We start from the raw sequence: 11,593 nt of genomic DNA on the forward strand, positions 1-11,593 counted from the left end.
TGCCCTAGGGCTTGCGGGTCTCCTCCGTCGCGCGCGGCACGGCCTCGTTCCAATAGGGAGAGGCGTTGAAATATGTGTGGACGTGGTCCTCCCATTCACGGTCGAAGGAGGGGTCGCTCCCCTCCGTCAGGCGGTGCGGCGCCTGGTTCAGCTGATCGTCGGCGAGTTCGAGTTCATAGGCGTCGAGGTCCGTGTTGTAGGTGAGGACCGACCAGGGCAGCGTACGCGAGCCCTCGCCCACGCCGAGGACTCCGCCGAAATTCATCACGGCATAGACGACGCGGCCGGAGACCTTCTCGATCACGAGCCGCTCGATGGTGCCGATCGTCTCGCCGTTGGCGCGTCGGACGGCGGTGCCCTCGACCCGGTCGCTCGCGATGAGGGTCTGGCTCGATCCGGCCGACCCGCCGGATACGACGTCGTCTCTCGTCTCGGCTGTTGCCATGAATTCCTCCTCGGGCCTGGACGGGAACGTGAGGGAGAGACTGCTGGTTCCGCACGGGGTCGACCGGGTCCCAAGCGACCTCCTCGCCTGGCTGGACATGTTTCGGGCCGACAACCCGCGTTACGATGGCGAATGCGAACGAATCAGTTTGTCACGCTCCTTGTCGCGGCTTTCGCCCTGGCCGGCCCCGCCGCGGGGCAAGAGCCCGGCGAGGTAGAGCCGAAGCCGCTGCCGCGACTGGCGAACCCAGCGGATCCGGCAACGCCCGCCAAAGAACTCTTCGGCCGAAAATCGAAGCCGGCTAATCTCGAGGCGCGCGCGATCGGCTTCTATTCGCGCGGCTGCGTTGCCGGCGCCACGGCGCTGCCGGTGGACGGCAAGACCTGGCAGGTGATGCGCCTCTCCCGCAACCGGAACTGGGGCCATCCCAACCTGATCGCGCTGATCGAGCGCATTTCGGCGAGGGTGCCCAAGATCAACGGCTGGCCCGGCCTTCTGGTCGGCGACATCTCGCAACCACGCGGTGGGCCGATGCTGACCGGCCATGCCTCGCACCAGGTCGGGCTCGACGCGGATATCTGGCTGACCCCGATGCCGGACCGGCGCCTGTCGCGGAAGGAGCGCGAGGAGATGTCGGCCACGAATCTCGTTCGCGAGGACCGGGAGGACGTCGATCCGGCGCTGTATACGCCTGCGCATCTGGCACTGATCCGGGCGGTGTCGCGCGAACCGGAGGTGGCCCGCATCTTCATCAACCCGGCCATCAAGCGCGCCTTCTGCCGCGATGCTGGCCAGGACCGGGCGTGGCTGCGGAAGGTCAGGCCGATCTGGGGCCACAACTACCATTTCCACATCCGCATCGCCTGCCCGGACGGACAGGAGGGCTGCAAGGATCAGGACCCGCCGCAAGCCGACGACGGCTGCGGCGCCGAGCTTGAGAAGTGGCTTTCGCCCGGCTACCTTTTCCCGACGCCGGGCGTCCCCGGCCCTCCGCTCCGGATGTCGGCCCTGCCGGCTGAGTGCAAGCAGGTACTGGTCGCGCCCTGAGCGGCCTCAGCGCCGCCCGAACAGCCGTTCGATATCGGCGAGCTTCAGCTCGACATAGGTCGGCCGGCCGTGATTGCACTGGCCGGAGAGGGGCGTGGCCTCCATCTCGCGGAGCAGCGCGTTCATCTCCGGCCCGTTCAGGCGGCGGCCCGCCCGGACCGAGCCGTGGCAGGACATTCGCGAGACGACCGCGTCGAGGCGTCGCCCGAGCGTCTCGGTCGCGCCGGCGCGTGCGCCGGATTCGTCGGCCTCGAGCGCGTCGGCGACGTCGCGCACGAGGCAGGCGAGGTTCGCGCCCGCGAGAATCGCCGGAACCTCCCGGACCATCACGGCGCCGGGCCCGAAGGCCTCGACCGCGAGGCCGAGTTCGCCGAGCAGATCGGCCTCCGCCAGGATGCGGCTGCAAGCGCTTGGGTCGAGTTCGATGATCTCGGGGATGAGGAGCGCCTGGCGGGCCACGCCCTCCTCCGCGCGCTGGCGCTTCAGCCGCTCGTAGACGAGGCGCTCGTGCGCCGCATGCTGGTCGACGATGACGATCCCGTCGCGGGTCTGGGCGACGACGTAGGTCTCGTGCAGCTGCGCGCGGGCCGCGCCGAGCGGGGCCGCGTCGGCCGTGGAGTCCGAGAGCGCCTCCGCCTCGCGCGACGCCGGGCCGGCGAAGGCCGTGAATTCGGCCTGCGGGGAGTCATTGAAGCCCGAGCTGGTCGAGGCGGGTGCGAGCGGCGCCTGCCAGCCATGGACGGGGCGGCCCCGCTCCGGGAGATGGGGGCGCGGCCCAGTCCCGCCATGGCGCATGAGGCCGAAGGCCCCGCTACCGCCCGTCGTCGCCGCCCGGAAGCCGGCGCCGGCGAGGGCGTCCCGGATCGCCGAGACGACGAGGCTCCGGACGAAGGCCGGATCGCGGAATCGGACCTCGGTCTTGGCCGGATGGACATTCACGTCGACCCGGCCCGGGTCGCAGTCAAGCCGTAGCGCGAGCACCGGATGGCGGTCGCCGGCCATCACGTCGGCATAGGCGCCCCGCACGGCGGAGAGGAGGAGCCTGTCGCGGACCGGGCGGCCATTCACCACGAGGTGGATCTGCGTCGCGGCGCCGCGATGGAAGGTCGGCAGGCCGGCATGGCCATGGAGCCGCATATCCTCGCGCTCCGCCGCGACCAGGACGGCATTGCCGGAGAAGTCCGGGCCGAGGATCCGGGCGGCACGGCGCAAGAAACCGTCCGGCGTGACGGCTTCGGCCGGATAGTCGAAGGCGGTGAGGTGGTCGCCCGCAAGCGAGAGCCGCAGGCCCGGATGGGCGAGGGCGAGGCGGCGGATCACGTCCGCGGCGGCCTGGGCCTCGGCCCGGTCCGTCCTCAGAAATTTCAGCCGGGCGGGGGTCGCCGTGAAGAGATCGCGGACCTCGATCTGCGTGCCGGGCGCGGCGGGCGCCGGCCGGACCGGACCCTTGCGGCCGGCCTCGACTACGAGCGCATGCCCGGACGGGTCGCCCGCCCTCCGCGAGACGATCGACAGGCGGGCGACCGCGCCGATCGAGGGCAAGGCCTCGCCCCGGAAGCCAAGCGTGCGGATGTCGGAGAGATCGCCGTCCGGCAGTTTCGAGGTGGCGTGCCGCTCGACCGCGAGGGCGAGGTCGGCCGGGCCCATCCCGTGCCCGTCATCCACGACGCGGATGAGGCGGCGCCCGCCCGCCTCCAGCGTGATCTCGATCCGGCTCGCGCCGGCATCGATCGCGTTCTCGACCAGTTCCTTCAAAGCGGAGGCGGGCCGCTCCACGACCTCGCCGGCCGCGATGCGGTCGACGAGGACCGGGTCGAGGTGACGGATGGCAACCTGCGGCGACCTCTCCCGCAAAGGGGAAGAGGCGGCCGAAACGGTCACCGTCCGAAGATGCCCTTGAAGAATTGCGCGGCCCGATTGCGCTTCTTCTTGCGGGCGAGTTCGTCGGCATTGGTGACCCAGGCGATCTGCACCACCTTGCGTTCGCCGACGAAGGGCTGGTGGCCGTGCCAGGATTGGTCGCCGCGAAGGAAAGCGAAGACGGTGCCCATCACGGGCGGAACCTCGACCTTGTACGGCTCGAAATGCTCGCCGTCGTAGAGCACGCGGAGACGGCCGCCTTCGCCAGCCTCCCAATTGTCGTTCATGTAGACGAGCATCGTCATCACCTTGGACGGCCCGTCCGTATGGATCGTGCCGTATTTCGGCTGCGACCGCTTCATGATGGTGGTGAGGCGCGGGAAGGGATGCAGGTCCCGGCCGAAGCGCTTCGACAGCTCCTCGGTCAGTTCCTCGCTTTCGAGTTCGGTGATCAGGTCACGGAACCGGCCCTTGAGCTGGACCTCGTCGACGGTGAGGTAGCCCGGCTTCTCGATCGCCGGAAAGTCACGCCGCAGGTCGGCGACCGCGTCGGCTTTCAGGAAGCCGGAGCCAAGCATGTAGTCGTAGGGTTCGCTCGACCGATCCGCCGTCCGGATCGCGTCGACATTCAGGAGAGAGAGGGCCATGGCGTGACGGGCGACCTGATGAAGGAGCGGAGACTACGGTTCGCCTCCCCTTCGGACAAGATCGCGGCATCATCGTGATGCCGCCCGGTGCGCCTTGTCCCAAACGAAAACCGCGGCACAGGGGCCGCGGTTCGTCCGTCTCGATCCTGCAGGATCAGATCACATCACGACGACCTTGGTGCCGACCCGGACCCGGCCGTAGAGGTCGATCACGTCCTCATTCGTCATGCGGATACAGCCCGAGGAGACGGCCTGGCCGATCGTCTCGGGCTCGTTCGAGCCGTGGATCCGGTAGAGCGAGGAGCCGAGATAGAGCGCGCGGGCCCCGAGCGGGTTGTCTTCCCCGCCCGACATGTAGCGCGGCAGGTCGGGACGGCGGCGCAGCATCTCGGCCGGCGGCGTCCAGCTCGGCCATTCGGCCTTGCGGGTGATGGTCTTCGCACCGCTCCAGGAGAAGCCGGGCCGGCCGACACCGACCGCATATTCGATCGCCTCGCCCCGGCCGGTCACGAAATAGAGCCGGCGCTGCTCGGTCGAGATCACGATCGTGCCCGGCGCGTAGCGGCCCGAGAACTCGACCATGTGCCGCTGCGCGGGGGCCTGCTGCACCCGCGTGTCGTTGTCCAGATATTCCATCGGCTGCCCGTCGAGCGGGTCGATCTGGAACTGGGCCGAAGCCGGCTGGGCGAATGTCAGCGCGGCAGCCATTCCGGCGAGCGCGAGAGCAGTGAAACGCATGGATGCCGTCCTGATGCAGTCGGGACTGTTCCGTCCCTGGATATGCATCGCAAACGCAATGGCCACGCTTCCGGTTGCATGGTCCGAAGCAACAAAGTGTGAAGGCTAGGTTTCGCGGCCGTAGACCGCGGCGCGAACCGTCAGTTCGCGAGCATGATCGCCGAGATCAGGCGCCCGTAATCGGGCTCTCCCCTGTGGGTGGCGCGACGGTAGCTGAAGAAGCGATTTTCGTCCGAATAGGTGCAGAGATCGGTACTCGCAAACTCGCCGATCCCGGTCGCTTCCAACCGCTGGCCGATATAGGCCGGCAGATCGAACAGGGTGTGGCCCTCGCGGCGCCCCGGACGGAAATGGCGGGCATTCATGCCGTCGTCGTCCAGAAAGCGCTCACGAAATTCGGGGCCGACCTCATAGGCGTCGCGGCCGATGGTCGGGCCGAGAACGGCGACGATGTCGGACCGGGTCGCCCCCAATTCCTCCATCAGGTCGACGGTCGCGTCGAGCACGCCCCCGAGCGCGCCCCTCCAGCCCGCATGCGCGGCGCCGACGATGCCGGCATGGCGATCGGCGAAAAGGACCGGCCCGCAATCGGCCGTCGCGATCGCGAGCGCGATTCCGGGCTCCGCCGTCACCATGGCGTCGGCCCGCGGCCTGTCCTCGTTCGGCCAGGGCGTCTCGACCCGCGCGGCGACCGCGGAGTGGATCTGATGCAGGCTGAGGAGATGCGCCTTCGTCACGCCGAGCCGGTCGGCCATGCGCTGGCGGTTCCGCTTCACGCGGCCAGGATGATCGGAGGAGCCCAGGCCGCCGTTGAGGCTCGCATAGATGCCGCCCGATTCACCGCCCTCCCGGGTGAAGAAGGCGTGCCGGATATGCGGGAAGAAGGAGAGTTCGGGGGCCTCGATCAGCATGCGGATCTCATCGGCGGGGGCCGGGCAAGTCTGCCCCGCCCGCGCCGATTTCGCCAGCCGGTGCGGAATCCGGCAGAGCCGGAAGCCCGGCGAGACTCGGGGCCGAGAGGCCGATGACCTTGAACAACTCTCCCATCGCGCCCTCCTGCGTGCCGGCCAGCCGGGCGATCGCGACATCGATCGCGGCCCTGCTGGCCGCGTCGGCGCGGGCGGCCAGCCGCTCCGCACGGTCCGCAATGCCGAGCGCCGAGAGAAAGGCGCCCTGCGGCACCGGTCCATGCACCCGGGCGCCCGCGCCCGATGCGGCTCGAGCGACCGCGCCGAAATCGACATGGGCCGTGATGTCCGCCTCGCCCGGCTCCGCCAAGGGATCGACATGGCGGTGCCGCCGCACGGCCTGCAGCGTCGGACCGGGTCCCGGATCGGTGGAGCCGTAATCGATGAGGAGAGCCGCGCCGCCATCGGTGACCAGTCTCTCGGCGACGCTCCGGACCGCGACAGCGGCCGCGACCCCGATCTCGCGGATGTCGCCCGGCTCGCCCGGCAGCCCCGAAAGCCCGGGCTCCGGGTCCGGCGCGAGGCCGTAGGCGAGGCTGCCATCGGGCCCAAGCCCGACCAGCCGCTCGTGCCACCCGGTCTCGCGCCACACCCACTGGCCGACCGGCAGGGCGTCCAGGAATTCGTTGCCGAGCACGATGGAGGGTCCAGCCGGGACATCCGCCAGGGTCTCGTGCCAGGTCACGGGAGGGCCAGCCTCGGCAAGCATCAGGCGCTGCCGCTCACGAAGTGGGGGGCTCGTCTCGACGAGATGGACGGACAGAGCGGATTCCAGGCCGGGCACGATCCGGACGGCCCGGAGAGCGTCGGCCATCAGCGTCCCGCGGCCGGGCCCGAGTTCGACGAGCGCGATGCGGTCCGGCCGACCCATCCCGTCCCAGACCGCTCCGGCCCAAAGTCCCAGGAGCTCGCCGAACATCTGGCTGATCTCGGGCGACGTGGTGAAATCGCCAGCCGCGCCGAGCGGGTCGCGCGTCATGTAATAGCCATGGGCCGGGTGGCCGAGCGCCATCGCCATGTAGCGGGAGAGCGGAAGCGGGCCTTCCTCGGCGATGATGGCGCGGAGTTCGGAGAGGAGCGCCGTCAAGCGGCGGCGTCTCGCGTTTGCGTCCGGCTCCAGAAACGCTGAGAGGCGGCCCAGACCAGGAGGATCCCGCCGACGACGAGGGGGAGCGACAGGATCTGGCCCATGGTGATCCCGCCGCCGAGCGGCCCCAGCGCCGATCCGAACAGGAAGCCGAGCTGTTCGTCGGGTTCGCGGAACACCTCGCACACGATGCGGGCCGTACCATAGCCGATCGCGAAGATGCCGGAGACGATGCCGGGCCGCTGAAACCCGATCAGCCGGGCTGCCAAGGCCATCACGATGAAGAGCAGGATGCCCTCGCCGAACGCTTCGTAGAGCTGGCTCGGATGACGGGGGACGTCGCCGGCACGCGGAAAGACGACGCTCCAGGGAACATCCGGCGCGGGCCGGCCCCAAAGCTCGCCATTGACGAAATTCGCCACGCGCCCGGTGAACAGGCCGATCGGGGTCACGACGGCCGCAACGTCGAGGAGCGACAGGAAGCTCAGCTTGCGGGCGCGGGCGAAGATCACGAGGGCGAGCGTCACCCCGAGCAGGCCGCCGTGGAAGGACATGCCGCCGCGCCAGATCGTCAGGATCTCGGCCGGGTTCTCGATGTAGCTGTCGAAATTGTAGAACAGCACGTAGCCGACGCGGCCGCCCAGCACGATGCCGAGCGCCACCCAGACGATCAGGTCGTCCATGTCGGCGGTCGTCGGGCGTGGGCGGCCGCCCCAGAGCGCGGCATCCGCGACGAGCCGGCGCGAATACCACCAGCCGAGCACGATGCCGGCCACGTAGGCCAGCGCATACCAGCGGATGGCGAAGGGTCCGAACTCGATCGCGATCGGATCGATATGCGGGAAGGGGAGGACGAGAAGCGGCATGGCGGGCCCAGGATGACGGCAGCGGTGTCGGCGGCAGGGCGGCACGCGTCAAGCCCGGCGCTCCTGGTCCGACCTGGCGTGGCGCCGCACCCCCGCCTCGCCTACATGTCATGCGGTCCCACCCTGGCGACCGAATGAGCATCCGATGGCCACGCGACGCATCCTCGACGATTTTGCCCGACTCGTGACCGACGCGACCGGCGTCGCGCAGGGCGCGCGGCGGGAGGTGGAAGGGGTGATGAAGGGCCAACTGGAACGGCTGATCCGGGACATGGACGTCGCGACGCGCGAAGAGGTCGAGGTGCTCCGCGACATGGTCGTCGCCCTTCGCGAGGAGAACGAGCGCCTGACCGCGCGGGTCTCGCGGCTCGAAGCGGCTCCGACCAGCGCGTCGACACCGGTCGTCTAAGGACCTCCGGGCGGCGCTTGCCAGCGCGGCCGTTCGGAACCATGACGGCCCGCTCGGAGGAGCGGTCCATGCTGACATTCCACTTCAATCTCTCGCCGAACCCGATGAAGGTGGCCCTGTTACTCGAAGAGGCGGGCCTTTCCTACGATCCGGTCCCGGTCGATACGCGCCGGGGCGAGCAATTCTCGCCCGACTATCTGGCGATCAATCCGAACGGCAAGACGCCCGCGATCGTCGACGACGGCATCGTCGTGTTCGATTCGAACGCGATCCTGCTCTACCTCGCCGAGAAGACGGGCCAGTTCATCCCGTCCGACCCGCGCTACCGGGGAGAGCTTCTGTCTTGGCTCATGTTCGTGGCGACGGGGCTCGGTCCGTTCTGCGGCCAAGCCGTGCATTTCCGGCATTTCGCGCCCGAGCGCCTGCCCTATGCGGATGAGCGATACCAGTTCGAGGCGGAGCGGCATTTCCGGGTGCTCGACGAGCGCCTCGCGGGCCGCGGCTACCTTGTCGGGGATGCCTATTCGATCGTCGACATGGCCGTCTGGGGCTGGGCCCGGATGGTGCCGTTCATCCTAGGGGAGGGCGCATGGGACAGGTTCCCGAACCTGAAGCGCCTGCAGGACGAGATCTCGGCCCGGCCCGCGGCGGCTCGGGTGGAGGCGATGCGGGCAAAATTCGGGCCCGCGTTCAAGCCCGTGATGGACGACGAGGCGCGCGCCCACATGTTCAAGCATCTGAAGGCCGCCTGACAGGCCTTCGGCAGCCGACGCGCGGCCGGATCGGGCGAGACCCGGTCCGGCCGTCAGCGTGCGACCCGCTCAGCGCGAGCTGATCAGCTCGACGTCGAAGATGAGCGTGGCGTTCGGCGGGATGGAGGCGCCCGCGCCGCGCTGCCCGTAGCCGAGATTGCCCGGGATGATCAGGGTGCGCTTGCCGCCCGCCTTCATGTTGGCGACGCCCTCGTCCCAGCCCTGGATAACCTGGCCGGCGCCGAGCTTGAAGCTAAAGGGCTGGCCACGGTCGCGCGAGGAGTCGAATTTCGGCCCCTTCTTGCCGCCCTGGTCGAGCCAGCCGGTGTAATGCACCGTGACCGTCTGGCCCGGCGTCGCGGCCGGGCCCTTGCCGACAACCTCGTCGGTATATTTCAGTCCCGAGCCTGAGGTGATGGTTTCGGCGGCTGTGGCGATGGTGCTCATGGCGATCAGGGCGGCTCCGAGGGAGAGAAGGCGGCGCATGCGAGTCGAATCCGTGTTGGGGGGTCGCTCCTAGCACAGAGCTCCCTGGCCTTGCGAGGTGCCGTCCCGGGCCCCGCGATCCGGCGCGGCCGTTGACCCGCCAGACTCCTCGTCAGACGGGCTGGCGGACGAGGTGGTCCGGACCGACCCCGGAGATGTCCCGCAGGCCGAGGAGCGCGAGGTTTCGGTCAATCTCCTCGGACAGGATTCCGATCGCGTGCCGCACGCCGGCCTCGCCGCCGATCGCGGCCGCGAACAGGAAGGGCCGGCCGAGGAAGACGAATTTCGCGCCGAGCGCCAGCGCCTTGAGGACGTCCGTCCCGCGCCGGATGCCGCCGTCGAGCATCACGGTCATCGGGCCTGCATCGGCCGCGATCTCCGACAGGACGCGGAGCGGCGAGACGGCGTAGTCGAGCTGGCGGCCGCCATGGTTCGACACGATGATCCCGTCGACGCCATGCTCGCGGGCCAAGCGGGCATCGGCCGGGGACAGGATACCCTTGAGGACGAGGTTGCCCTTCCACCGCCGCCGGATGAGCGCCACGTGTTCCCAGCTGAGCTGGTCGCGCCGGCCGATATTCCGGACGAGGTTCTTCGACAGGATCGGCGGGCCGCGCGTCGCGTCCATATTCTCGAAATGCGGCATGCCGTGGAGCCGCATCGTCTTCAGCCATGTGCCGAACAGCCATTCGGGATGCCAAATCGCGTCCCAGACGAGGCGCGGCGTCGGCTTCAGCGGCATGGAATAGCCGCTCCGGACGTTGTTCTCGCGGTTGCCCGGCACGGGGAGGTCGACCGTCAGGACGAAGGTCTCGTAGCCGGCGGCCGCGACGCGGTCGACGAGCGCCTCGATCCGGTCGGGCTCGCCCGGCTGGTAGGCCTGATACCAATGCGCGCCCACCTCCCGGATCTCCTCGAGCCGAATCAGGGACGCGCCGCTCACGATCATCGGCAGGTTCGCGGCACTGGCTCCCTGGGCGAGGACGAGGTCGCCCCGGTAGGCCGCGAGGGCCGAGGCGCCCATCGGGGCGACGCCGAAAGGGGCAGCGTAGCGGCGCCCGAACAGGGTCGTGGCCTGGCTCCGGCCGGACACGTCGGCGAGGACGCGCGGCAGGAAGGCATAATCCGTGAAGGCCTCGCGGCTGTGCCGCATGGCCGAATCCGTCTCCGCCGCACCCGCGATGAACCCGTACACGGCGCGGGGAAGATGGCGCCGCCCGGCAAGGTCGAAATCCTGGAGGGCCAGCACGGATTGCAGTCGCCGCGGGAGGCGCGGCGTCGCGCCTCTCTGGGCGACACCCTGGGCCGGGGCCGCCATGACGCCGCCGGCCGAGGTCGCACGTCCGCCGAGGTCACCCGCGCTGCTCGAGGACATCGTCTCTCCCTGTCACGTCCCGCCGAATTTTCCTCGGCGCGATCACGCCTCATACACCAGAATGGCGTGGGGGAATGCCCGTCTGCCTACTCGCCGTCATTCGGGGGCGCCGACGGCGAGCCCGGACCCCATAGACACGCCGGTTTGAAGGTCCGGCGGCGTGGATGTGCCTGCGAGCGCCAGCGTTTATGGGTTCCGGGCGCTCGCTTTTGGCGAGCCCCGGAATGACGGTCGAGCGGCCTCAAACCGGGCGCAAGCGGGTCAGTAGACCACCACGCTCCGGATCGACTTGCCTTCGTGCATCAGGTCGAAGCCGTGATTGATGTCGTCGAGCGGCATGGTGTGGGTGATCAGGTCGTCGATATTGATCTTGCCCTCCATGTACCAGTCGACGATCTTGGGAACGTCCGTCCGGCCCCGGGCGCCCCCGAAGGCGGTGCCCTTCCAGACGCGGCCGGTGACGAGCTGGAACGGGCGGGTCGCGATCTCGCGGCCGGCTTCGGCGACCCCGATGACGATCGACTCGCCCCAGCCGCGATGGCAGCATTCGAGGGCCTGGCGCATCACCTCGACATTGCCCGTGGCGTCGAAGGAGAAATCGGCGCCGCCGCCGGTCAGGTCGACGATGGCCTGCACGACCTTGTCCCGCCCGACGTCGCTCGGGTTGATGAAGTGGGTCATCCCGAAGCGCTCGGCCATGGGGCGCTTGTCGTCGTTCAGGTCGATGCCGATGATCTTGTCGGCTCCGACCATCCGGGCGCCCTGGAGGACGTTCAGGCCGATGCCGCCGAGCCCGAACACCGCGACATTGGCGCCCGGCCAGACCTTGGCGGTGTTGATGACGGCGCCGATCCCCGTCGTCACGCCGCAGCCGATGTAGCAGATCTTGTCGAAGGGCGCGTCCTCGCGGACC

Annotated in this window: 13 protein-coding genes; 3 read left to right on the forward strand and 10 right to left on the reverse strand. The window is 69.3% G+C overall.

Features of this window, described 5'->3' with window-relative positions; all coding sequences use genetic code 11:
• Positions 1-4: 4 nt before the first annotated feature.
• Positions 5-445, reverse strand: a complete 441-nt coding sequence (locus ACFE87_RS21755) for a PRC-barrel domain-containing protein (protein ID WP_375461758.1) — start codon at positions 443-445, stop codon at positions 5-7.
• A 132-nt stretch (positions 446-577) separates the two neighbouring features.
• On the opposite strand from ACFE87_RS21755, the gene mepA reads away from it, so the two are divergent.
• On the forward strand, positions 578-1,492 hold the full coding sequence (mepA, locus tag ACFE87_RS21760; RefSeq protein ID WP_375461759.1) for a penicillin-insensitive murein endopeptidase: 915 nt from the start codon (positions 578-580) through the stop codon (positions 1,490-1,492).
• Positions 1,493-1,498: 6 nt separating this feature from the next.
• Here mepA and mutL read toward each other — a convergent pair whose 3' ends face one another.
• The 6 genes from mutL to lgt form a co-directional block, all read right to left on the reverse strand.
• The gene (mutL, locus tag ACFE87_RS21765; protein ID WP_375461760.1) at positions 1,499-3,373 is read right to left on the reverse strand and encodes a DNA mismatch repair endonuclease MutL; all 1,875 of its coding nucleotides are present in this window, start codon (positions 3,371-3,373) and stop codon (positions 1,499-1,501) included.
• Positions 3,370-3,999, reverse strand: coding sequence for a 2OG-Fe(II) oxygenase (locus ACFE87_RS21770; protein WP_375461761.1), 630 nt, complete (start codon positions 3,997-3,999; stop codon positions 3,370-3,372). Before ACFE87_RS21770 ends, mutL begins: the two co-directional genes overlap by 4 nt.
• Positions 4,000-4,158: 159 nt before the next feature.
• The gene (locus tag ACFE87_RS21775) at positions 4,159-4,737 is read right to left on the reverse strand and encodes a L,D-transpeptidase (protein WP_375461762.1); all 579 of its coding nucleotides are present in this window, start codon (positions 4,735-4,737) and stop codon (positions 4,159-4,161) included.
• A gap of 140 nt (positions 4,738-4,877) precedes the next feature.
• Positions 4,878-5,648, reverse strand: coding sequence for a peptidoglycan editing factor PgeF (gene pgeF, locus ACFE87_RS21780; RefSeq protein ID WP_375461763.1), 771 nt, complete (start codon positions 5,646-5,648; stop codon positions 4,878-4,880).
• Positions 5,649-5,655: 7 nt separating this feature from the next.
• Positions 5,656-6,792, reverse strand: a complete 1,137-nt coding sequence (locus tag ACFE87_RS21785; protein WP_375461764.1) for a class I SAM-dependent methyltransferase — start codon at positions 6,790-6,792, stop codon at positions 5,656-5,658.
• Positions 6,789-7,658: a prolipoprotein diacylglyceryl transferase gene (gene lgt, locus ACFE87_RS21790; protein ID WP_375461765.1), complete on the reverse strand. Its 870-nt coding sequence runs from the start codon at positions 7,656-7,658 to the stop codon at positions 6,789-6,791. Before lgt ends, ACFE87_RS21785 begins: the two co-directional genes overlap by 4 nt.
• Positions 7,659-7,803: 145 nt before the next feature.
• Between lgt and ACFE87_RS21795 the strand changes: the two genes are divergently transcribed.
• Entirely contained in the window at positions 7,804-8,067 is a 264-nt protein-coding gene (locus ACFE87_RS21795; protein WP_375461766.1) for an accessory factor UbiK family protein, read from the forward strand.
• Between the two features lie 68 nt (positions 8,068-8,135).
• Positions 8,136-8,819: a glutathione S-transferase family protein gene (locus ACFE87_RS21800; protein ID WP_375461767.1), complete on the forward strand. Its 684-nt coding sequence runs from the start codon at positions 8,136-8,138 to the stop codon at positions 8,817-8,819.
• A gap of 69 nt (positions 8,820-8,888) precedes the next feature.
• Here ACFE87_RS21800 and ACFE87_RS21805 read toward each other — a convergent pair whose 3' ends face one another.
• The 3 genes from ACFE87_RS21805 to ACFE87_RS21815 form a co-directional block, all read right to left on the reverse strand.
• Positions 8,889-9,305 (reverse strand): FKBP-type peptidyl-prolyl cis-trans isomerase, encoded by a 417-nt coding sequence (locus ACFE87_RS21805; RefSeq protein ID WP_375461768.1) that lies wholly within the window; start codon positions 9,303-9,305, stop codon positions 8,889-8,891.
• Between the two features lie 112 nt (positions 9,306-9,417).
• The gene (locus ACFE87_RS21810; RefSeq protein WP_375461770.1) at positions 9,418-10,623 is read right to left on the reverse strand and encodes an alpha-hydroxy acid oxidase; all 1,206 of its coding nucleotides are present in this window, start codon (positions 10,621-10,623) and stop codon (positions 9,418-9,420) included.
• Between the two features lie 318 nt (positions 10,624-10,941).
• Positions 10,942-11,593, reverse strand: a 652-nt coding sequence (locus tag ACFE87_RS21815; RefSeq protein ID WP_375461769.1) for a zinc-binding dehydrogenase, incomplete at its 5' end; no start/stop codon positions are given.

The organism is uncultured Enterovirga sp., assembly GCF_964242715.1.
GTDB lineage: Bacteria > Pseudomonadota > Alphaproteobacteria > Rhizobiales > Beijerinckiaceae > Enterovirga.